The 22,527-nt window shown below is 37.7% G+C and carries 19 protein-coding genes; all 19 read left to right on the top strand.

All coding sequences use genetic code 11. The annotated features are described in order from the left end of the window. Nucleotides 1–86: 86 nt before the first annotated feature. The 19 genes from K9B36_RS01225 to K9B36_RS01135 all read left to right on the top strand — a co-directional run bounded on the left by K9B36_RS01225 (nucleotide 87) and on the right by K9B36_RS01135 (nucleotide 22,390). A complete protein-coding gene (locus K9B36_RS01225) occupies nucleotides 87–836 on the top strand; it encodes a ClpP family protease (protein WP_223700170.1) in 750 nt (249 codons plus the stop codon). Further along, the gene (locus tag K9B36_RS01220; protein WP_223700169.1) at nucleotides 833–1,048 is read left to right on the top strand and encodes a YlzJ-like family protein; all 216 of its coding nucleotides are present in this window, start codon (nucleotides 833–835) and stop codon (nucleotides 1,046–1,048) included. The genes K9B36_RS01225 and K9B36_RS01220 overlap by 4 nt, the downstream gene beginning before the upstream one ends. A gap of 154 nt (nucleotides 1,049–1,202) precedes the next feature. Continuing rightward, on the top strand, nucleotides 1,203–3,554 hold the full coding sequence (locus K9B36_RS01215; RefSeq protein ID WP_223700167.1) for a DNA translocase FtsK: 2,352 nt from the start codon (nucleotides 1,203–1,205) through the stop codon (nucleotides 3,552–3,554). A 341-nt stretch (nucleotides 3,555–3,895) separates the two neighbouring features. Continuing rightward, nucleotides 3,896–4,621, top strand: coding sequence for a GntR family transcriptional regulator (locus tag K9B36_RS01210; protein WP_223700166.1), 726 nt, complete (start codon nucleotides 3,896–3,898; stop codon nucleotides 4,619–4,621). Nucleotides 4,622–4,908: 287 nt separating this feature from the next. Beyond that, a complete protein-coding gene (gene yfmF / locus K9B36_RS01205; RefSeq protein WP_223700164.1) occupies nucleotides 4,909–6,192 on the top strand; it encodes an EF-P 5-aminopentanol modification-associated protein YfmF in 1,284 nt (427 codons plus the stop codon). Continuing rightward, nucleotides 6,193–7,476 (top strand): EF-P 5-aminopentanol modification-associated protein YfmH, encoded by a 1,284-nt coding sequence (yfmH, locus tag K9B36_RS01200; RefSeq protein WP_223700162.1) that lies wholly within the window; start codon nucleotides 6,193–6,195, stop codon nucleotides 7,474–7,476. 598 nt (nucleotides 7,477–8,074) lie between these two features. Further along, nucleotides 8,075–8,791: an elongation factor P 5-aminopentanone reductase gene (gene ymfI, locus K9B36_RS01195; protein WP_223700160.1), complete on the top strand. Its 717-nt coding sequence runs from the start codon at nucleotides 8,075–8,077 to the stop codon at nucleotides 8,789–8,791. 69 nt (nucleotides 8,792–8,860) lie between these two features. Then, a complete protein-coding gene (locus tag K9B36_RS01190) occupies nucleotides 8,861–9,118 on the top strand; it encodes a DUF3243 domain-containing protein (protein ID WP_223700158.1) in 258 nt (85 codons plus the stop codon). A gap of 156 nt (nucleotides 9,119–9,274) precedes the next feature. Continuing rightward, on the top strand, nucleotides 9,275–10,066 hold the full coding sequence (locus K9B36_RS01185) for a DUF3388 domain-containing protein (RefSeq protein WP_223700157.1): 792 nt from the start codon (nucleotides 9,275–9,277) through the stop codon (nucleotides 10,064–10,066). Between the two features lie 20 nt (nucleotides 10,067–10,086). Next, nucleotides 10,087–10,977, top strand: a complete 891-nt coding sequence (locus K9B36_RS16945; RefSeq protein ID WP_223700154.1) for a helix-turn-helix domain-containing protein — start codon at nucleotides 10,087–10,089, stop codon at nucleotides 10,975–10,977. A 165-nt stretch (nucleotides 10,978–11,142) separates the two neighbouring features. Then, complete coding sequence (gene pgsA, locus K9B36_RS01175; RefSeq protein ID WP_317889857.1) at nucleotides 11,143–11,721, top strand: CDP-diacylglycerol--glycerol-3-phosphate 3-phosphatidyltransferase; 579 nt, start codon at nucleotides 11,143–11,145, stop codon at nucleotides 11,719–11,721. 70 nt (nucleotides 11,722–11,791) lie between these two features. Beyond that, nucleotides 11,792–13,042, top strand: a complete 1,251-nt coding sequence (locus tag K9B36_RS01170) for a competence/damage-inducible protein A (RefSeq protein WP_223700153.1) — start codon at nucleotides 11,792–11,794, stop codon at nucleotides 13,040–13,042. 230 nt (nucleotides 13,043–13,272) lie between these two features. After that, nucleotides 13,273–14,313, top strand: coding sequence for a recombinase RecA (gene recA / locus K9B36_RS01165; RefSeq protein ID WP_223700151.1), 1,041 nt, complete (start codon nucleotides 13,273–13,275; stop codon nucleotides 14,311–14,313). A gap of 571 nt (nucleotides 14,314–14,884) precedes the next feature. Next, the gene (gene rny / locus K9B36_RS01160; RefSeq protein ID WP_223700149.1) at nucleotides 14,885–16,441 is read left to right on the top strand and encodes a ribonuclease Y; all 1,557 of its coding nucleotides are present in this window, start codon (nucleotides 14,885–14,887) and stop codon (nucleotides 16,439–16,441) included. A 360-nt stretch (nucleotides 16,442–16,801) separates the two neighbouring features. Beyond that, nucleotides 16,802–17,596: a TIGR00282 family metallophosphoesterase gene (locus K9B36_RS01155; RefSeq protein WP_223700147.1), complete on the top strand. Its 795-nt coding sequence runs from the start codon at nucleotides 16,802–16,804 to the stop codon at nucleotides 17,594–17,596. A 241-nt stretch (nucleotides 17,597–17,837) separates the two neighbouring features. Further along, nucleotides 17,838–18,098, top strand: a complete 261-nt coding sequence (gene spoVS, locus K9B36_RS01150; protein ID WP_223700146.1) for a stage V sporulation protein SpoVS — start codon at nucleotides 17,838–17,840, stop codon at nucleotides 18,096–18,098. Between the two features lie 318 nt (nucleotides 18,099–18,416). After that, a complete protein-coding gene (locus K9B36_RS01145; protein ID WP_223700144.1) occupies nucleotides 18,417–19,340 on the top strand; it encodes a dipeptidase in 924 nt (307 codons plus the stop codon). Between the two features lie 445 nt (nucleotides 19,341–19,785). Beyond that, nucleotides 19,786–21,522 (top strand): 2-oxoacid:acceptor oxidoreductase subunit alpha, encoded by a 1,737-nt coding sequence (locus K9B36_RS01140; protein ID WP_223700142.1) that lies wholly within the window; start codon nucleotides 19,786–19,788, stop codon nucleotides 21,520–21,522. A 1-nt stretch (nucleotide 21,523) separates the two neighbouring features. Next, nucleotides 21,524–22,390, top strand: a complete 867-nt coding sequence (locus K9B36_RS01135; RefSeq protein WP_223700140.1) for a 2-oxoacid:ferredoxin oxidoreductase subunit beta — start codon at nucleotides 21,524–21,526, stop codon at nucleotides 22,388–22,390. The last annotated feature ends 137 nt before the right edge of the window (nucleotides 22,391–22,527 follow it).

Genomic DNA, 22,527 nt, shown 5'->3' with positions numbered 1-22,527 from the left:
AAGCATTATAGAATGAAAATATCTTATGGGTGAATACTATAATCGAATAGCCTTCCTAAGGAAAGGATTGAAAGGAGCAAAAATATATGTCAGATTCTACATATCAGTCATCAAATCAGCAACAGCAAGAACCAAATAAACAAGATGCAGGCAAAGATTCGCTTGTTAATAAAATCCAACAACTAGGACAAACGAATATTGCGCAAATGACACCAGACTCAAAAATCCACTGTTTAACCATTGTTGGTCAAATTGAGGGACATGTACAGTTGCCACCTCAAAACAAAACAACCAAATATGAACATGTCATCCCGCAAATTGTTGCGATTGAACAAAACCCCAATATCGAAGGACTGTTGGTTATATTAAATACAGTCGGAGGGGATGTTGAGGCAGGACTTGCTATATCTGAAATGTTGGCGTCCCTTTCTAAGCCCACTGTGTCACTGGTATTAGGTGGGGGACATTCTATTGGAGTACCAATCGCTGTGTCGTGTGACTACTCATTTATAGCTGAAACTGCGACTATGACCATCCATCCTGTTCGCCTAACAGGACTAGTAATTGGGGTTGCTCAAACATTTGAGTACTTAGATAAAATGCAAGACCGTGTTATTAATTTTGTTACGAAGAATTCGAATGTTTCAGAAGAAAAGTTCAAAGAATTAATGCTAACTAAAGGAAATTTAACAAGAGATATAGGAACAAATGTTGTTGGATCAGATGCAGTAGAATACGGATTAATTGATAGCGTAGGTGGTGTAGGGGAGGCAATAAGAAAGTTAAATGAATTGGTGGAAGAACGCCAAGAAGGTGAGGGGAAACTACTTCAATGATTTTGTATACGATGATGCCTTATGAAGCAATCTACCCGGTGGAGAACAGTGAGTATGAAAAGCAACGAGTGGTGGATTATAACGGAATTTCATTAATGGTTCAAAAAACAGAAACAAATTCTTATCAAATCGTCCGCAATCTCAGTACAGATCCAGCCCATTATCTGAACAGCGAGTATTCTCCAGGACAAATGATAAATATAGGAGAATAGAAATAGATGTCTGGTTGCTAATTTAACTATATTTTATTGAAACAACCTTTAAAGAATAGTTGCTTATGATATAATACAAGCATCAGAGGAAAAAGCAGCCAGGAATGTTTGGCTGCTTTCTTCTTCTCATTATGCTAGTAGATAGGTGAATGAAATGACAAAGCGAAAAAAAAGAAAAAGTAAAAATCGAAATGAATGGAAAAGAACAGTCACCTTTGAAGTGATGGGTCTATTTTTATTAGCTATTACGTGTATTGCTATTGCAAAGCTTGGAATGGTGGGACAAGCATTCGTTTTATTGTTTCGCTTTTTTAGTGGCGAATGGTACATGCTTATGCTACTCGGACTGCTGATATTATCAGGCTATATTATATGGAAACGTGATTTGCCCCCCTTTTTCACAAGGCAACTTGTAGGAGTTTATATTATTATAATGTCGATACTTTTACTAAGTCATGTGACATTATTTAAAATGTTGTCAAGAGGTGGTTCTTTTGTTGATCCATCTGTTATTGCGAATACATGGGAACTCTTTTGGTTCGAGGTAAATGGAGAAACAAGCACCACTGATCTAGGCGGTGGTATGCTGGGAGCCATCTTGTATGCCCTTTTTCATCTTTTATTTGATGCTAAAGGTGCTCAATGGATTGCAACCATTTTTATAATAATAGGTATTATTCTAGTTACCGGAAAATCATTAAATGATACGGTAATTAAAGTTGCACTAGGTCTTTTTTCTTTTGTAAAAGATCAGTGGTTAGCTTTTATGGAAGATATGAAAGCTTGGAGATTAGACAGTAAAGAACGCAAAAATGAAAAGCAAAAAGAAAAGAAAGAAAAAGAGAAAGAGAAAGCTGTGCCATCCTCTATTGAGGAAGAGGTTATTGTTGTAGATGGTAATAAGGAGGATACCCTTACTCCACCAATTATTTCATCATTTAATGATCGTTCAGAGCAGCATGCAATAGGGGAGAATGAAAAGCAAGGAAATGGAGTTAAACAAGAAGTTGACAATAAAGCAGAAGGGGCATCGGAGGATATTATCGCAACGCCAATGGCTTTTACAGAAGTGGAAAATAAAGAATATCAACTACCATCCTTGGACTTATTGGACGAACCGGTTGTAAATCACCAAACAACCGAACATGAAAATATTTATCAAAATGCAAGAAAATTAGAAAAAACATTTGCGAGTTTTGGTGTTAAGGCAAAAGTGACTAAGGTTCACCTAGGTCCGGCTGTAACAAAATATGAAGTGTATCCCGATGTTGGAGTTAAAGTAAGTAAAATTGTTAATTTAAGTGATGACCTTGCTCTAGCATTAGCAGCAAAAGATATTAGAATAGAAGCTCCGATTCCTGGCAAATCCGCGATTGGCATTGAGGTGCCAAACAACGAAGTGGCCATGGTTTCTCTTAGAGAGGTACTTGATACAAAACAAGCTGAAAACTTGGATGCCAAACTACTGATTGGGCTTGGTCGCGATATATCTGGTGAGGCGATAGTCGCTGAATTGAATAAAATGCCCCATTTACTAGTTGCAGGTGCAACGGGTAGTGGGAAAAGTGTCTGCATTAATGGGATCATTACTAGTTTACTTGTACGAGCTAAACCTCATGAAGTGAAAATGATGATGATCGACCCGAAAATGGTAGAATTAAATATGTACAATGGTGTTCCACATTTACTTGCACCTGTAGTAACGGACCCTAAAAAAGCCGCTCAGGCTCTGAAAAAAGTAGTTAACGAGATGGAGAGACGCTATGAGTTGTTTTCTCATACAGGTACAAGAAATATTGAGGGTTATAATGATTACATAAAAAGACATAATCAAGACGATGAAGCAAAGCAACCTTCTTTGCCTTATATCGTAGTTATTGTAGATGAATTAGCCGATTTGATGATGGTTGCTTCTTCTGAAGTAGAGGACTGTATAACACGGCTTGCACAGATGGCACGTGCTGCAGGTATTCACCTAATTATCGCTACGCAAAGACCCTCTGTAGACGTTATTACAGGGGTAATAAAAGCCAATATTCCGTCTCGGATTGCTTTTAGCGTTTCTTCTCAAACCGACTCAAGAACCATTTTGGATATGGGTGGCGCTGAAAAACTATTGGGAAGAGGGGATATGCTGTTCTTGCCTGTAGGTGCTTCTAAGCCAGTGAGGGTCCAGGGCGCATTTTTATCGGATGAAGAGGTACAGCGAGTTGTAGATTTTGTTATTGATCAACAAAAAGCACAATACCAAGAAGAAATGATACCTCAAGAAATTAATGAAGTAGTAGAAGAAGTGGATGATGATCTTTATGATGATGCAGTACAGCTTATTTTAGAAATGCAAACAGCTTCCGTATCCATGCTTCAACGACGGTTTAGAATTGGCTATACTAGGGCTGCCCGTTTAATAGATGCAATGGAATCAAGAGGGGTTGTAGGACCATATGAAGGAAGTAAACCACGAACGGTCTTAGTCACAAACAACAGTGAAGATGTCGGATCATAAATTGGGTCAGCTCTTTTCATCATGAGTCAACACAGAATCAATAACGGTATTTAAAGCCACGACTGAAATTATTCGTATTTTAGTTGTGGTTTTTTCGTTTTGTCCCAGGGTTTTTTGTTGTGTACAATTTGATGATGTTTGTTGGATTGCTACAGTAGAACCCACTCTTGCATTTGCAAGGACCTTTTGAATATTTTTATATTAATTTTCAATATGACAATAATTTAAATAATCTGAATTACTAATTTTCTATTTATTTTGTTTCAGAATAGTGTTATATTATTTTGGATAAAAGGGGCATACATAATTTAAGAGTGTAAACGGTTAATGGGGGCAGGTTTATGTCGATTCGGTCAGACAGTAGGCACTTATACTTACTTGTTGTAGATAGATTAAAGCAAGATATCGAAAATAAGATCTATAAAGAAAAAGAAAAACTTCCATCTGAATTTGAACTTTCGCGTAGCTTGGGAGTAAGTCGGGCAACTCTCAGAGAAGCTTTGCGTGTACTAGAGGAAGAGAACATTGTTATACGTCGTCATGGAGTAGGTACTTTTGTAAACTCAAAACCTGTATTCTCCTCTGGTATTGAACAATTAAACAGTGTAACCGAAATGATTTCACAAGCAGGTATGAAGGCTGGAACCATTTTTTTAACTTCTACGATTGAAAGTCCAACGGAAGAAGACATTAAAAAATTTAATGATCCTTCATTAGAACAATTACTTCATTTTGAAAGAGTTAGAACTGCTAATGATCAACCAGTGGTATATTGTATTGATAAAATTCCTACATCAATAGTGGAAGACTACCAGTCATACAAAAACGAGTCATTGCTAGAACTATTAGAACAAGAAGCTGGCAGGTATGTATCCTATGCCGTTACTCATATTGAACCAGTGGGGTACCATGACAAAATCTCACCAATATTGGAATGCGAACCAGAAACCGCTATGCTAGTATTGAAGCAAATGCACTATGATCAAGAGGATGAACCGATATTATATTCCATTAATTATTTTCGCGCAGATAAATTTAGTTTCCATGTATTAAGAAAGCGTCCATAAATTAAGTGCTAGGTAGGATCTCTTTGTGCTAAAAGGAGATCCTTTTTGCATATCATAAAAAGCAGCAATTCTCTCCTTTTAATAGACCATAACATTATTATGTAAACTAAACACCTAAGTCCTTTAACTTGTAAAACTTTCTAATCAACCGTTATATTGGAATTAAGACTAAATTTCCATTATTAATGAAAGAATAGTACTGACTGATTTCCAATATTTATTGAATACCTTATGAAATTCAGGGAAACATCATGTACTTATATTTTTGCCGACAAGGAGGAGATTTCTTGAAGCTTATTAATGAGCAAACATTTTCCCTTAAAGGGTTGAATGTTCATAGTGTGCCAACCGAAAAATTTAAAACTAATACCCTTATTTTAAAGGTGTTGGGACCTTTATCTGAAGAAGATGTAACACTAAGGGCCTTGTTGCCATACGTTCTCCAAAATGGTACAAAAACCCATCCTCAAGCATCCCAGTTTCGATCCTATTTGGATGAGTTATATGGAGCAAGCCTCGCCGTTGATTTAAGTAAAAAAGGGGAGTCGCACATTATCACCTTTCGATTGGAAATAGCCAATGAAAAGTTCCTGAAAGACTCAACCCCGCTATTGGAAAAAGGGATTCAGCTTCTGAGCGAAGTTCTCCTGCATCCAGTTACAGATAATGGCGCATTTGAAAAAACAACAGTTGAAAAAGAAAAAAGAGCATTAAAACAGAGAATTCAATCTGTATATGATGATAAAATGCGGTATGCCAGCCAGCGCTTAATAGAAGAAATGTGTGCTGAAGAACCTTATCGGTTACCGGCAAATGGATTGAAAGAGAAAATTGATGAAATTACCGGAGAAACCTTGTATCAGTACTACAAAGAAATTTTAGCGACCAACAACATTCATTTATATATTCTAGGGGATATCGAGGAAGAAAAGTTGGAAGGGATTGTAAAAAAACACTTCACCTTGAATGAGCAGCAACATAAAGGTGTTCCAGCGATAATGCCACATCCAAAATTAACGGATGAGCCAAAAGAAGTGGTAGAAGAACAGGATATTAAGCAAGGAAAACTTAATATAGGTTATCGGACCAACGTAACGTTTAACGATAATCTTTATTATGCTCTGCAAGTTTATAATGGAATTTTCGGTGGTTTTTCTCATTCGAAATTATTTATCAATGTAAGGGAAAAAGAAAGCTTAGCTTATTATGCTGCTTCAAGAGTTGAGAGTCATAAAGGGCTACTTCTTGTTATGTCCGGTATAGACTTCGCAAATTATAATAAAGCGGTCAGTATTATCAATCAACAAATTGAGGCGATGAAACAGGGCGAGTACACGGAAGCGGAAATATTACAAACTAAAGCAGTAATCAAGAACCAAATACTCGAAACTATTGATACTGCGCGCGGATTAATAGAGGTGCTTTATAATAATGAAGTAGCGAAAGTGGATAAACCTGTTGATGCTTTCCTTGATGGTATTGAAAAAGTAACAAAGGAAGATATACAAGAAGTGGCCAAACTAATTGAACTTGATACCATTTACTTTTTAACTGGAAAGGAGGCAAAATAAATGAAAAGTATTAAATTTAACCAACTATCCGAAACTCTTTATCACGAGAAAATGGAAAACGGTTTGCAAGTTTATTTACTACCTAAAGATGGGTTCAATAAAACATATGCTACCTTTACAACGAAATATGGTTCCATCGATAATAAATTTGTTCCTATAGATGGAAAAGATGTTGTTACAGTTCCAGATGGAATCGCCCACTTTCTCGAGCATAAATTGTTTGAAAAGGAACATGGTGATGTTTTTCAAGATTTTAGTAAACAAGGGGCATCAGCTAATGCTTTCACTTCTTTCACAAGGACAGCCTATCTTTTTTCAAGCACTTCCAATGTGGAAGAAAATTTAGAAACTTTAATGGATTTTGTTCAGAGTCCCTATTTTACCGAAAAAACGGTGGAAAAAGAAAAAGGTATTATCGGTCAAGAAATCACGATGTATGAGGACAATGCAGATTGGCGGGCGTATTTTGGCCTAATAGAAAGTATGTTCCATCACCATCCAGTTAAAATTGACATTGCAGGTACAATAAAGTCCATATCTGATATTACCGCTGATCTTCTATACACCAGTTACGAAACGTTCTATCATCCGAGTAATATGTTATTATTTATTGTCGGACCGATGGATACAGAGCAGATGATGAAGTTTATTAAAGAAAATCAAAATAAAAAAGCTTTTAAGGATCCACAAGAAATTAACCGGTATTTTGATGAAGAACCTTTAAGTGTACATCAAGAAAAGAAAGTATTAAAAATGAATGTCCATACATCCAAAACACTAGTAGGCATTAAAGAATCTAACCCGACAAAACAAGGTGTCGAGCTATTGAAACATGAATTAACTGTCAATGTAATACTTGATCTTTTATTCGGTAAAAGCGCTGAAAATTATCAAAAGCTTTATGAAAGTGGACTTATTGATGAGACATTTGCCTATGACTATACAGGGGAAAAGGGGTTTGGGTTTGCGATGCTTGGCGGAGACACATCAGAACCAGACAAACTTGCAGAAAGTCTCAAGGATATTCTTTTGAATTTTGACCCAACATCTGTAAAAGAGGAAGAGCTTGAAAGAATAAAAAAGAAAAAAATCGGTTCTTTTCTTAGAGCATTAAATTCACCTGAATTTATCGCCAATCAATTTACAAGATATGCATTTAACGATATGGATTTATTTGAAGTAATCCCGCAGCTTGAAAGCCTAACTCTATCTGACGTGACAAAAGTTGCAAAAGACTTTATAAAGAAAGATGCATTCACTGTCTGTCAAGTTATTCCTAAATAAAAGGAAGTCGATTTGATAACGCCCAAAGCCAATGCGTTATCGGATCGGCTCCTTTCCAATTTGGTTCGCTTAGAACATCGAATCTATCAAGACTCTTTTTCTTTAGGCTATGTTAAACTGCCGATTTTTTACGGGCTTATAGCAACAATCTTTTTATAAAGGTGCTGCTGTAGCTATGGATTGCAAAAAGGCGGAGACTCCAGCTTAGGGAAGACCCCTCAGGCGATAGCCAAGGTCACTGAAAAACTGAAAACATTTAGTTTTGAGTGGTTTCTAGCTGTGGATTGGAGCAAATGGCGTAGACTCCAGCGGGGGTGTAGCGACAAACTTGAGACCCCGCAGGGCATAGCCCGAGGAGGCTCAAGGTCGCCCTCTGGATAAGCGAAGCCATTTGCGGAAAGTAACAGCGGTGTTTAACCAAAACCTAAAATTATGTACTTTTTCAGTGGCGTCCGTTAGCCGAGCAGGCTTACCAAGCGCCCCATGGACGCGAAGCCAAACGCTGAAAATCAATAGCGGTGTTTTAACAGGTGCTTAAATATAAATACAACGGAACGGTATTTAACATGCCATAAAGTAAATAATGAAGGTGAAATTAATGAAAAAAACAGCTTTAATTATAGGGGCAAGCGGGGACATCGGAAGTGCGATTGCAACGAACCTTATAGAAAATGGGTACTTTACCTACTTGCATTATCATCGTGATATAACTACCATTCAAAAATTTGAAAACAAATATGGTTCCGAAAATATAGTTAAAATACAAGCGGATTTATCTGATACTAAAGGTGTTAAAATATTACAAGATACTATCACCAGAAATATTGATACCCTTATTTATACAGCTGGAACTAGCTTTTATGGACTAATGACCGAAATAGAAGAAGAAGCAAAACAAAATATGATACAGCTTAATGTTACGTCATTATACTCTGCTATCCAAGCATTTTTACCAAGCATGGTAACTAATAAAACAGGGAATATTGTTGTGATCTCTTCCATTTGGGGAGAAATAGGCGCATCATGTGAAGTACTTTATTCCATGGTAAAAGGTGCTCAAATTTCCTTTGTTAAGGCTCTAGCAAAAGAAGTTGCTCCAAGTGGAATTCGCGTAAATGCTGTGGCACCCGGTGCGGTCCAAACAAAAATGCTTCATCATTTCACTGAAGAAGAAAAAAAATCGATAGCTGAAGAAATCCCTATGGGAAGGTTTGCAAGCCCTAAAGAAATTGCAGAGACGGTTTCTTTTCTTATCTCCAGCAAAGCATCTTATACCACTGGCCAAATTTTAGGCGTGAATGGTGGATGGAACTAAATATGGTGCATAATTGAGTCTACTCTTAGCCATACTAACTCTTGAACATATGTGGAAGGAGGGGTTAAGATGTCGGTGTTAGACAATTGGGATCAGTGGAAAGGTTTTTTAGGGGACCGCTTGAACCATGCAGAGCATGAAGGAATGGACAATGGTGCTATCTCCCAGCTTGCTTATGAAATTGGTGATTATCTGGCAAAAGAAGTAGAAGCAAAAAATCCACAAGAGAGAGTACTTGCTGACTTATGGAAAGTGGCAAGTCCTGACGAACAACATGCCATTGCAAATATGATGGTTAAATTAGTTCAAAATAATGGGACACACTAAGAGAGGCGAACACCTCTCTTTTTTTTTGCTTCTTTAAAGTATTTTGTTCAAATTTTTATTAAAGACAACTAATTGCTTTCTTATTACCTGAATATTAGCTATTATAGAGTTAACAAAGGGATTAGGACGAACGTTTTTCCTGATTGGAGTGGTTTGATGGAGAAAAAAGAGTGGTATTTAGAATATGAAATACATATAAACAGGCCGGGTCTTCTTGGAGATATTGCCTCTTTACTTGGGATGCTTTCCATAAACATTGTTACAATTAACGGTGTGGATGACTCGCGACGTGGAATGTTATTATTAAGCGATACTAATGAGCAAATTGTTAGGCTTGAATCTATTTTAAATACAATGGATAATATAACAGTAACCAAGCTTAGAGAGCCTAAATTACGTGACCGTTTAGCCGTAAGACATGGTCGTTACATTCAACGAGACGCAGATGACAAGAAAACATTTAGATTTGTAAGAAATGAACTAGGTCTGTTGGTTGACTTCTTGGCAGAGTTGTTTAAGCAAGAGGGACACAAACTAATTGGAATTAGAGGAATGCCAAGGGTAGGAAAAACGGAATCTATTGTAGCTTCAAGTGTCTGTGCTAATAAACGCTGGTTATTTGTTTCCAGTACGTTGTTAAAACAAACAATAAGAAGTCAATTAATAGAAGACGAGTATAGCGAAGACAATCTTTTTATCATAGATGGTATTGTTTCGACTAAAAGAGCAAGTGAAAAGCACTGGCAGCTTATTCGTGAAATAATGCGATTATCCGCAGTGAAAGTGGTAGAGCATCCAGATATCTTTGTGCAAAATACAGAATATAATCTTGAAGATTTTGATTATATTATTGAGTTGCGCAACAATGAAGACGAGGAAATAACATATGAGGCACCTCAATCAAATAATATGTTTGAGGACAACCCTTTTGGGGGCTTTGATTTTTAAATGTTGGAAGGTGTTAGTTCGTGACAGAAATTGGAAATAGATTAAAACAAGAACGAGAAGCTAAAAATATGTCCTTAGAAGACCTGCAGACAACCACTAAAATTCAAAAAAGGTATTTAATAGGGATAGAAGAAGGCAATTACGCCATAATGCCTGGGAAGTTTTATGCAAGAGCTTTTCTAAAGCAATATGCAGAGGCAGTTGGGCTAGATCCGGAAGAATTATTTGAAGAATATCAAAGTGAAATACCTGTGAATGATAAAGATGAGATTCCTGCACTTTCAAGGGTGAAAACAAGAAAAAAAGTTCCAAGCAAAGGCAATAGCAAGGTAATGAATTTTCTTCCTAAATTATTTATGCTGTTTGCTCTTATTGCAGTATGTGCAATTATCTATATCCTTGTTTTAAGTTTTTCTAATGGAGAGGATAATCAAACAGTACCACAACAGCAAGAGGCACCTGCAGAGATTGATGCTCCGAATCAAACGGAGGATTCTGACGCCGAGGAGACTCCCGCTGAAGACGAGGCAATAGAAGAAGATGTGCAGGAAGAAGAGCCGGTAGAAGAAACACCAGCAAATGGTACCCTTACAGAAGTAGAGAAAAGCGGGACTTCAGCCACGCTAGAATTAAAAGATACAGATCAATTTATTGTTGAGATAACTTCACCAGGTGAGACATGGATAGAAGTAGATAATGCCAAAGGCAATAACTTCTACTACGGCCTCGTGAAGGAAGGGCAAACTGAAACTCTCGATTTATCCCAAGAAGAAGAAATTATATTTAAAGTAGGTAGGTCGTTCGAAACAGATATATCAATTAATGGTGAACCATTCGAATTTCCTTTCCCTACAGATGAGATCACAACCCAAATTATTACTATTAAATTTATGCCAACTGGAGAACAATAAAGTCATCAGCATGATGGCTTTTTTTGTACCCAGAGCTCTAGTGAAACAATTTATTTACACTTGAAGGAGCTAATTAATTCCTTGCACTTTACAATTCATTAGACAAATATTCTATCTTTATGTATAGTGGAAAAGCAATATTAGATGTTGGAGGAATGATTGATTGTGAATTTACCTAACAAAATTACCGTATCTAGAATTATCTTAATACCAGTTTTTCTTATTTTGATGTTAGCACCTTTAGACTTTGGCCAGCTAGTCATAGGAGAAGCTTCCATTCCCTACACTCACCTTATTGGAGCTATCATCTTTATTATTGCTTCTATTACAGATTGGGTGGATGGGTATTATGCAAGAAAATATAATCTTGTAACAAATCTTGGGAAATTTTTGGATCCTTTGGCAGATAAGTTATTAGTCTCAGCAGCGTTGATCGCTTTAGTAGAACTCCAACTAGCCCCTGCATGGATTGTAATTGTTATTATTAGTAGGGAGTTTGCTGTAACCGGATTGCGTCTAATCCTTGCTGGAGAAGGTGAAGTGGTTGCTGCGAATATGCTTGGTAAAATTAAAACATGGGCTCAGATTATTGCTGTTTCTGCATTGCTATTACATAATATACCATTCGTTTTTCTTTCAATCCCATTTGATATTATTTCACTTTGGGTGGCAATGATATTCACGGTAGTTTCCGGATGGGATTATTTTTACAAAAATAGATCTGCTTTTCTTCATTCCAAGTAAAATTTCGGGTATACAAAATAGGTAGTATCCCAAAGACGGAGTTAAACTTATATAGAGGGAGAGAGAGAAGATGTTTAAGCGTGCTGAAATCATTGCTGTAGGATCTGAATTACTCTTGGGACAGATTTGCAATACCAACGCACAATTTTTATCAAAGCAATTAGCAGAGCTAGGTATTAATGTGTATTATCATACAGTTGTAGGGGATAACCCTAATCGTCTTGCGTCGGCAATTGAAACTGCGAGAAGTCGGGCAGACCTTCTACTATTTACAGGGGGGCTTGGACCAACGAAGGACGATCTAACGAAAGAGACTATTGCTAGGGTTCTACAAAAAAATTTAGTAACTGATAATCAAGCTTTATCGAATATCGTGGATTATTACAAAAAATCTAATCGTCCAATGAGCGAAAATAATAAAAAGCAAGCCATTGTATTGGAAGGAGCCGCTATTTTGGCGAATGACAATGGCATGGCACCTGGGATGGCACTGAGCGATGAGAATCATACTTTTATGCTTTTACCAGGTCCTCCAAAAGAGCTGCAGCCAATGTTTATGAATTATGGAAGAGAGTATCTTCTTTCTAGATTAGGTGTAAAAGAACAAATACTCTCAAAGGTTCTCCGTTTTTTTGGAATTGGGGAATCCCAGTTAGAAACGGACATTGAAGATTTGATTGAACAACAAACCAATCCAACAATCGCGCCTCTCGCAGGTGACTATGAAGTTACACTTCGATTAACTGCCAAACACCACTCCCAAGAGGAAGCAGAATATCTAATTGAGCAAACGGAAAAACTTATACTCTCGAGAGTGGGTTCCTATTTTTATGGGTATGATGACGATACTATCTTTTCTGTACTGTTCAATAAAATCCAAGACTCGAAATTCACGCTTAGTTGTGCTGAGAGCTTAACGGGTGGATCTTTTGCTGAAAAGATGACCAGCTTTGAAGGAGCATCCTCTGTGATTGAGGGTGGTGTGGTCTGCTATACCAATGAGATAAAAGAAAATGTCCTGGGGGTTTCCCGAGAAACCCTTGATCAGCTGGGTGCTGTTAGTGAACAATGCGCAATAGAATTAGCTGATGGCGTAAAAAAACTGCATCGCACTGACATTGGGATAAGTTTCACAGGGGTTGCAGGACCAGGAACAATGGATGGTAAACCGGTAGGTACTGTTTACATCGGAATTGCATTACCTAATGGTACTACTATTTCCCATCATCTACAGCTTGCCGGTAACCGGGATGCGATTAGACAAAGAACTGTTAAATATGGTTGTTTTCTCTTATTAAAAGAATTATTTAAAAGTAGCTAATGGTCAGCCCTAGCTACTTTTCCTTTATTTAAAATTTCATTTTGCTTACTAAATCTTTTCTAAAATGGCAATATTCCCTTTCAAAAATAGTATTTTGTTACTCTGTTTGTTCTCAAAATAACCGAATGGATGTTCGTTTTTTAGTTGCCAAATTCGTTAAAAAGAGGTATAGTTAGAGATAGTTAATCTATAATAAATATTTAGTTTCATAGATATGAGGAGGAAATTTAATGAGTGATCGTAAAGCGGCCTTAGATATGGCGTTAAAACAAATAGAAAAACAGTTTGGTAAAGGATCCATAATGAAATTAGGTGAACAAACAGGACGAAACATTTCTACGATTCCAAGTGGTTCTTTAGCATTGGATGTGGCACTAGGCGCTGGAGGATATCCACGAGGTAGAGTAGTTGAAATATATGGACCGGAGTCTTCAGGTAAAACAACCGTTGCCCTTCATGCCATTGCAGAAGTACAACGCGGAGGTGGACAAGCTGCTTTTATTGATGCTGAGCATGCACTAGATCCTGTTTACGCACAAAAGCTAGGTGTAAATATCGACGAATTATTGCTATCTCAACCTGACACAGGAGAACAAGCGCTTGAAATTGCGGAAGCACTTGTACGAAGTGGTGCGGTAGACATTATCGTAGTAGACTCTGTTGCAGCTTTAGTTCCCAAAGCTGAAATTGAAGGGGAAATGGGAGACTCTCATGTAGGACTGCAAGCTCGACTTATGTCTCAAGCTCTTCGTAAACTTTCAGGAGCTATTAATAAGTCAAAAACGATTGCTATCTTCATCAACCAAATTCGTGAAAAAGTTGGGGTTATGTTTGGAAACCCGGAAACAACTCCCGGTGGACGCGCATTAAAATTCTATTCTTCTGTACGTCTTGAGGTACGTCGTGCTGAGCAATTAAAACAAGGTCACGACATTGTAGGTAACAAAACGAAGATTAAAGTTGTTAAAAATAAAATTGCTCCTCCTTTTAAGGTTGCAGAAGTGGATATCATGTACGGTGAAGGTATATCCAGAGAAGGGGAAGTTATTGATATGGGCTCAGACTTGGATATTGTCCAAAAGAGTGGTTCATGGTATTCATATAACGAGGAGAGACTAGGTCAAGGTCGTGAAAATGCGAAGCAATATCTAAAAGAAAATAATAATGTCCTCACTGATATCTATCAACAGATACGAGACCATTATGACTTAGATAAAGACCTTAACGCACCAGAAGAAGATAAAAAAGGGCAAGAGGAATTAGATTTTTAATTTATGCACGTAATTTTAAAAGACAGCACCTGATTTTTTTAAGGTGTTGTTTTTGCCATTCAAGAATGTAGAATTTTTTCAAGATTGGTAGTGTATAGCACCTAATTCTCTCCCAAAAGTAACTGGTCAGGGTGAAAAACAGACCGTTTTAGGAAGCGTTCGACTTTTGGGCTAATAATGAGTGTATCAGAGTCATGAGTAACAGATTTCACCACATTGCTTATATAATAAGATCGGTCTGTTAAAAAAGAGTGTTTATAATATATGCTAATTTTGCTGGTGGTGAAACCTCCTAACAAGTAAGTTGAACATTTCCCCCTGATTTTCCTATTTTTATCTTCAAAAATAGGTTTAGTTTACCAAAAAGGATCAATCCTTGATAGGACAGGCTTGACAATAAATTTTCACGGAATTACAATTAGTATGTATAATTTATACTTTGTTAGAATTTTAAAGCTAATGAAAAGCTAAAAAAAGCCTTTGAGCTGTATGTTGACACACATTGTTACAATGTACATGCCGACAATGAAATCTAGCAAGAAACAAGTTCATAGCAAGAGGAGGTGTAATAATGGAAACTGTAATCATCTCCGCTTTGCTTGCCTTATTCGTCGGTGTAGTTGTTGGCTTTTATGTTCGTAAATCTATCGCTGAGCAAAAGATTTTAGGTGCGAAGGGCGCAGCTGAACAGATTGTTGAAGAATCTAAAAGAACAGCTGAATCACTTAAAAAAGAAGCACTCTTAGAAGCAAAAGACGAAATTCACAAACTTCGTACAGAAGCAGAACGTGAAATTCGAGACCGTAGAAGCGAACTACAAAAACAAGACAATCGTTTAATGCAAAAAGAAGAGAATCTAGATCGAAAAGATGAATCGCTGGCTAAACGTGAAGTAGCATTAGAAAGGCGTGAAGATTCTTTAAACGATAGACAACAGCATATTGAAGAATTAGAAAGCAAAGTGGATCAAGTAGTGCGTAAACAGCAGGAAGAACTTGAACGCATTTCAGCTTTAACACGAGATGAGGCTAAGAATATTATTCTCGACCGAGTTGAAAACGAATTATCCCATGACATTGCTCTAATGGTAAAAGAAAGCGAAAACAGAGCAAAAGAAGAGGCGGATAAGAAAGCAAGAGAAATACTTTCTTTAGCTGTTCAACGTTGTGCAGCAGATCATGTTGCTGAAACGACAGTCTCCGTTGTTAACTTACCAAATGATGAAATGAAAGGTCGAATCATTGGTCGTGAAGGCCGGAATATTCGAACGCTTGAGACATTAACTGGAATTGATCTTATTATCGATGATACTCCAGAGGCGGTTATTTTATCAGGTTTTGACCCGATCCGACGCGAAACAGCTCGTATTGCCTTGGATAAGCTTGTACAGGATGGACGTATACATCCTGCACGTATCGAGGAAATGGTTGAAAAATCCAGGCGTGAAGTGGATGAATACATTCGGGAAATGGGAGAGCAAACAACGTTTGAAGTTGGAGCACATGGTTTGCACCCAGACTTAATAAAAATATTAGGTCGTTTAAAATTCCGTACCAGCTACGGTCAAAATGTTTTAAAGCATTCAACAGAAGTTGCATATTTAGCAGGTCTTATGGCAGCAGAACTTGGTGAGGATGCCACACTAGCTCGTCGTGCAGGATTGCTACATGATATCGGTAAAGCAGTAGATCACGAAGTAGAAGGAAGTCACGTGGAAATTGGAGTAGAGTTAGCTACTAAATACAAAGAGCATCCTGTTGTAATAAATAGTATCGCTTCCCATCACGGTGACACTGAACCGACTTCAATTATTTCTGTCCTAGTTGCAGCAGCGGATGCCCTATCAGCTGCAAGGCCGGGAGCTCGTAGTGAAACATTAGAAAACTACATTCGCCGATTAGAGAAATTAGAAGAGATTTCTGAATCTTATGAGGGTGTAGAAAAGTCTTTTGCTATTCAAGCGGGGCGTGAAGTCAGAATTATGGTTAAACCTGATTCCATTGACGACTTAGAAGCTCACCGTCTTGCAAGAGACATCAGAAAGCGTATTGAAGAGGAACTGGATTATCCAGGACATATCAAGGTAACAGTCATCCGGGAAACAAGAGCAGTTGAATACGCAAAATAAAGTGGTGCTTGCACCACTTTTTTTCTTTTTTGAAGGCACTTTTCGTAAAGGTTGGTGCAATAAGTCCGTAAAAAATCGGCATTTTGATTTTTAATTGTCCTTAATTTATCAGGAAAAATGCACAACAGCCCAGATTATAAGCCTCAAAGAAAGTTCAACATCTATTTGTTTATAAAGTTTCTAGCTCTTAGGTCTAGCCGCCGAAGTCATTAATGATTTATTGCAAGAAGATTCATCTTTTATATGTAGGTGTAGGGGCGTTTTCACTTTCCTTATTTGCATTTAGGACACTATTTGCCTCTAAGTAAAAGGTGTGCAAAAATATTAGTATCAAGTAATTACTAGAAGGGATAGGGTCATTTGAGAATTTTATTCGTTGGGGATGTAGTGGGAGCCCCTGGGAGAAACATGATTAAAGAGTATTTACCCAAATTAAAAAGCAAATTTCAACCTGCTGTTACGATCGTAAATGGTGAAAATGCTGCGGGTGGTAAAGGAATCACCGAGAAGATCTACCAAGGTTTTCTAAAGGCAGGAGCCAATTTAGTCACATTAGGAAATCACACATGGGATAATCGTGAAATCTTTGAGTTTATTGATCATGCAAAATATATGATACGCCCTGCGAATTTTCCTAGTGAAACACCTGGGAAAGGAATAGCCTATATACCGTTTGATGGGAAAGAGCTTGCAGTTATTAATTTACAAGGTAGAACGTTTTTGCCGCCAATTGATTGTCCATTTAAGAAAGCAGATGAACTAGTAGAAGAGGCCAGAAAACGAACATCTTTTATTTTTGTTGATTTTCATGCAGAAGCAACAAGTGAAAAGCAGGCTATAGGGTGGTATCTTGATGGACGAGTTACAGGGGTAGTGGGAACACATACGCATGTTCAGACAAGTGATAATAGAGTATTACCAGGGGGTACAGCATATATTACGGATGTGGGTATGACAGGTCCTTATGATGGTATACTAGGCGTTGAAAGAGCTGCTGTATTAAAAAGGTTTATGACGTCTATGCCTGTTCGTTTTGAAGTTACAGAAGGAAGAGAGCAGCTTAATGCGATTATTCTTGATGTTGATATGAAAACAGGTAAAGCAAAATCAATTAAACCGCTAATAATTAATGAAGACCACCCGTTTTTTGATTAGGCACTACGATTTCACAGGAAAAATAGCACGTTAGTAAAGTAGTGTAATAACTCTACGAAATAGCAATAATTCATTGAGTGAATTTGATTAAAGTAAATAAGTTTTATCTTTTCTAACTCTAAAAAAATACAAGCTGGAATACATTGCACTTCTCCTGAATATAGTAGGAATGAAATTATTAACAATAAATTCATCTATGGATTGTTCACCATATACTGTAAATGTTGAGGAGGAGCTAGTAATGGATATATTAAAAGTTTCAGCAAAGTCTAATCCAAATTCGGTAGCAGGGGCTTTAGCAGGTGTTTTAAGAGAACGAGGCAATGCAGAAATCCAGGCGATTGGAGCTGGTGCTCTAAACCAGGCTGTAAAAGCTGTGGCAATTGCCCGAGGCTTTGTTGCACCGAGTGGTGTAGATTTAATTTGTATTCCAGCCTTTACTGATATTTTAATTGACGGGGAAGAAAGAACAGCAATGAAATTAATCGTAGAACCAAGATGAAAACTAGGGGTGCGGACCTATTTGCTAATTAAAGCGAATAGGTTTGTTTTTTTTGTAAGGCTCTACGTAAAGATATGAACTATTTTAAAGAAAATTGTGTTAAACGCCGCTGTAGATTTCCGCAAAAGGCTACGCGTTCCACGGGGCGGTGCTGGAGCCTTTTCGGCTCCGCCTGTGGGGTCTCCAACTACCGCTCCCGATAGAGTCTACGCCTTTTGCTCCAATCATCGCTAGAATAGCCGGCGATAGAATTATATAATGATATAAAATGATGGAAATCATGTTGAAAATTTACTGGTCTGATAGGAGGGGGAAGCTTTGCGTTTATTTGATGCTCATAGTGATACTGTCTACCGATTGTGGGAGGATAGAAGCCTGTCTTTTAAAGATAGCAAAGAACTTCACGTTACATGGGATGGATTAATAAAGGCAAATGGTACGGTACAGTGTTTTGCCATCTATATTCCTGAGAACATCAGGAAGGAATCTGCCTTTGATGTGGCTTTGGAGATGATTGATCTATTTTACCGTGACATACTATACCGTTTCCCTAAAATGAAACCGGTCACAACTAAAAGACAAATTGCTCAATTAAAAAAAGGAGAAGTGGGTGCAATATTGACCCTAGAAGGATGCGATGTAATTGGAACAAGCCTTGAGCGCTTAAGAACATTATACCGTTTAGGTGTTTCTTCTATTGGTTTAACGTGGAATTATGCAAATTCCCTTGCGGATGGAATTCTTGAAAAAAGAGGAGCAGGTCTTACCTCATTTGGACAAAAAGTAGTTTTGGAAAACAACCACCACCGTATTTGGACGGACGTTTCACATCTATCTGAAAAATCTTTTTGGGATGTATTAGAAATCGGAGAATATATAATTGCGTCTCACTCCAATAGCAAGGCCCTTTGTCCGAACCCTAGAAATTTGACAAACGAGCAAATACTTGCCCTTATTCAGAAAAATGCGGCAATAGGGATCACATTTGTTCCCCAATTTTTAACCACTCACCCCCACAGTTCAATTCAAGATGTACTTCGCCATGTTGAGTACGTTTGTAATCTGGGAGGGGTCGGTAATATTGGGTTTGGCTCTGATTTTGATGGAATTACCCAGACTGTAACAGGTTTAAGTCGTTATGAGGATTATACAAATTTAATAAACACTTTATTAAATTATTACTCTCATTCAGAAGTGGAAGGGTTCTTGTTTCAAAATTTCTATCAAAGGTTTCCAAAGTAGTTTTTCAGTAGATCAGTTAGCTGATAAACTCACTTCCCTATTTTCTGATATTTTAGAAGAAATTTATTCAAATGCTTGTATTTTTAAAAAATTAGGTCTACAATGAAAGCGTTTAGTACATATTCTAGCTGTTTTTTTAAAATTTTGGCTGTGTTAAACGCCGCTGTTAATTTCCAACAAAGGTTACGTGTTCCACGGGGCGGTGCTGGAGCCTCATCGGCCGTGCCTGCGGGGTCGCAAGCCTACCGCTATCTTCCCGTTGGAGTCTCCACCTTTTGATCCAATCATCGCTAGAATAGCCTTATTATCAACATGCAACTTTAACAGAGCCTAAATTTCATTAAAACCAAAATATTATATTCTAGTTATTCAATTGGAATAGTGCTACAATTTAAACCGTATTATTTATTCTGACAATGAAGGTAATTAAAGGGGTGTAGGACACATGATCAATCAACTTTCATGGAAAGTTGGAGGGCAACAAGGGGAAGGTATCGAAAGTACTGGTGAAATATTCTCCACTGCGTTAAATCGTTTAGGTTATTATTTATATGGCTACCGCCATTTTTCTTCACGTATTAAAGGTGGACATACTAACAACAAAATTCGTGTTAGTACAACACAGGTTCGTTCCATTTCTGATGATCTTGATATATTAGTAGCATTTGACCAGGAAACAATCGATGTGAATTATCATGAATTGCGTCAAGGTGGAGTAGTTATTGCGGATGCAAAGTTTAAACCAAGCATCCCTGAGGATGGTAAAGCAACATTGTATGCGGTTCCATTTACGGAAATCGCAACAGAATTAGGTACTTCTTTAATGAAAAACATGGTAGCAGTAGGAGCTTCAAGTGCAATAATGGACTTAGATGCCGAGGCTTTTCGTGAAGTGGTACAAGAAATATTCGGAAGAAAAGGCGAAACCATTGTTGAAAAGAACATGGATGCCATTCGTGCGGGTGTTGCATTTATTAAAGATCAAGCTGACAGCGTTCAAACAATGAAACTAGAAAAAGCCAATGGAAAGAAACGTCTATTCATGATTGGAAATGATGCAATCGCACTTGGCGCAGTTGCAGCTGGTTCTCGCTTTATGCCAGCATACCCAATTACTCCTGCATCAGAGATTATGGAATACTTAATTAAGAAGCTGCCAAAGTTTGGTGGGACAGTTATTCAGACCGAAGATGAAATTGCTGCGTGTACAATGGCTATCGGTGCCAATTATGCTGGAGTGCGTACACTAACAGCTTCTGCAGGTCCTGGTCTTTCCTTAATGATGGAGGCGATTGGCCTATCTGGTATGACAGAAACTCCACTTGTGGTAGTTGATACCCAACGTGGGGGACCTAGTACAGGACTTCCTACTAAAATCGAACAGTCGGATTTAATGGCAATGATCTATGGTACACATGGTGAGATTCCTAAAGTGGTAATTGCTCCAAGTACTGTCCAAGAAGCGTTCTATGATACAGTGGAAGCCTTTAATATTGCAGAGGAATATCAAGTTCCTGTCATCCTGTTAACAGACTTGCAACTATCTTTAGGTAAACAGTCGGTTGAAAACCTTGACTTTAAAAATGTTGAAATCCGACGTGGTAAATTAGATATCAACAGTGAAATTCCAACTCGAGAAGATAAAAGCTATTTTAAACGTTATGAAGTAACAGAAGACGGTGTTTCTCCTCGTGTGATTCCAGGTATGAAAAATGGGATTCACCATGTTACAGGTGTCGAACATGAAGAAACAGGTAAACCTTCAGAGGTTGCTGCAAATCGTCAGGCACAAATGGACAAGCGTTTAAGAAAATTAGCGAACCTTAAGTTTAACAACCCAGTGCATATCAATGCTAAACATGAAGACCCAGATGTGTTGATTCTTGGTTTTAACTCCACAAGAGGAACGATCGAGGAAGCAATGGGGCGTTTAGAGTTAGATGGCGTCAAAGCGAATCATGCACAAGTCCGTTTACTTCATCCGTTCCCGACGAAAGAAGTATTACCACTTGTTAAAGCTGCGAAGAAAGTTATTGTTGTGGAATATAATGCTACTGGGCAGTTAGCAAGCATCCTAAAAATGAACGTGGGACATGCTGAAAAAATAAGTAGCGTCTTGAAGTATGATGGAGATCCATTCCTACCGAAAGAAATCCACACAAAATGCAAGGAGTTGTTATAAAATGGCAACGTTTAAAGATTTTCGTAATAATGTTAAACCAAACTGGTGTCCTGGCTGTGGGGATTTTTCGGTACAGGCTGCAATTCAACGTGCTGCAGCGAATGTCGGACTGGTTCCTGAAGAGCTTGCAGTAGTATCAGGAATTGGGTGTTCTGGACGTATATCCGGATACATCAATTCATACGGTTTCCATGGTATTCATGGTCGTTCGCTTCCGATTGCCCAAGGTGTAAAAATGGCCAATAAAGATTTAACAGTTATAGCATCCGGGGGAGACGGAGATGGATTTGCAATTGGCTTAGGACACACTATTCATGCTATCCGACGTAATATTGATATTACGTATATCGTAATGGATAACCAGATTTATGGGTTAACGAAGGGACAAACATCTCCACGTAGTTCAGTAGGGTTCAAAACAAAATCGACACCTCAAGGTTCAATTGAGTCTTCTTTATCTGTAATGGAAATGGCTTTAACAGCAGGTGCTACATTTGTCGCGCAAAGTTTCTCGACAGATTTAAAAGATTTAACTAGCTTAATTGAACAAGGCATCAATCATAAAGGTTTTTCTTTAATTAATGTATTTAGCCCTTGTGTTACTTACAACAAAGTGAACACATATGATTGGTTTAAGGAAAACTTGACGAAACTGAGCGATATCGAAGGTTACGATGCACATAATAAAGTTTCTGCAATGCAAACACTTATGGAGCACGATGGACTGGTTACTGGTTTAATTTATCAAAATACAGAACAAAAATCATATCAAGAATTAGTTCATAATTACAGTGAAGAGCCGTTAGCAAAAGCAAAACTTGAATTGGATGAAGCTCAATTTAATGAATTAGTTAAAGAGTTTATGTAATTAATAATAAAAGCGGGGCAAATTTTTCCTGGCCAGACTGTAGACAAACTCGAGGTATATCGAGGTGTCTACAGTTTTTTTGCATACTCTATATAATAAAGCTAGTTGATTTCCATTCTGGGCATTTCGCTTATCCT

This window comes from Sutcliffiella deserti (genome assembly GCF_020037475.1).
Taxonomy (GTDB): domain Bacteria; phylum Bacillota; class Bacilli; order Bacillales; family Bacillaceae_I; genus Sutcliffiella_A; species Sutcliffiella_A deserti.
Note: the sequence above shows the minus strand (reverse complement) of the source record. Positions and strands in the feature narration are given on the sequence as shown.

What these genes read in the sequence shown, in the direction of transcription:
- K9B36_RS01225 (WP_223700170.1), top strand. Translation starts at nt 87, where the DNA reads ATGTCAGATTCTACATATCAGTCATCAAATCAGCAACAGCAAGAACCA.
- K9B36_RS01220 (WP_223700169.1), top strand. Translation starts at nt 833, where the DNA reads ATGATTTTGTATACGATGATGCCTTATGAAGCAATCTACCCGGTGGAG.
- K9B36_RS01215 (WP_223700167.1), top strand. Translation starts at nt 1,203, where the DNA reads ATGACAAAGCGAAAAAAAAGAAAAAGTAAAAATCGAAATGAATGGAAA.
- K9B36_RS01210 (WP_223700166.1), top strand. Translation starts at nt 3,896, where the DNA reads ATGTCGATTCGGTCAGACAGTAGGCACTTATACTTACTTGTTGTAGAT.
- yfmH (WP_223700162.1), top strand. Translation starts at nt 6,193, where the DNA reads ATGAAAAGTATTAAATTTAACCAACTATCCGAAACTCTTTATCACGAG.
- ymfI (WP_223700160.1), top strand. Translation starts at nt 8,075, where the DNA reads ATGAAAAAAACAGCTTTAATTATAGGGGCAAGCGGGGACATCGGAAGT.
- K9B36_RS01190 (WP_223700158.1), top strand. Translation starts at nt 8,861, where the DNA reads ATGTCGGTGTTAGACAATTGGGATCAGTGGAAAGGTTTTTTAGGGGAC.
- K9B36_RS01185 (WP_223700157.1), top strand. Translation starts at nt 9,275, where the DNA reads ATGGAGAAAAAAGAGTGGTATTTAGAATATGAAATACATATAAACAGG.
- K9B36_RS01170 (WP_223700153.1), top strand. Translation starts at nt 11,792, where the DNA reads ATGTTTAAGCGTGCTGAAATCATTGCTGTAGGATCTGAATTACTCTTG.
- recA (WP_223700151.1), top strand. Translation starts at nt 13,273, where the DNA reads ATGAGTGATCGTAAAGCGGCCTTAGATATGGCGTTAAAACAAATAGAA.
- rny (WP_223700149.1), top strand. Translation starts at nt 14,885, where the DNA reads ATGGAAACTGTAATCATCTCCGCTTTGCTTGCCTTATTCGTCGGTGTA.
- spoVS (WP_223700146.1), top strand. Translation starts at nt 17,838, where the DNA reads ATGGATATATTAAAAGTTTCAGCAAAGTCTAATCCAAATTCGGTAGCA.
- K9B36_RS01140 (WP_223700142.1), top strand. Translation starts at nt 19,786, where the DNA reads ATGATCAATCAACTTTCATGGAAAGTTGGAGGGCAACAAGGGGAAGGT.
- K9B36_RS01135 (WP_223700140.1), top strand. Translation starts at nt 21,524, where the DNA reads ATGGCAACGTTTAAAGATTTTCGTAATAATGTTAAACCAAACTGGTGT.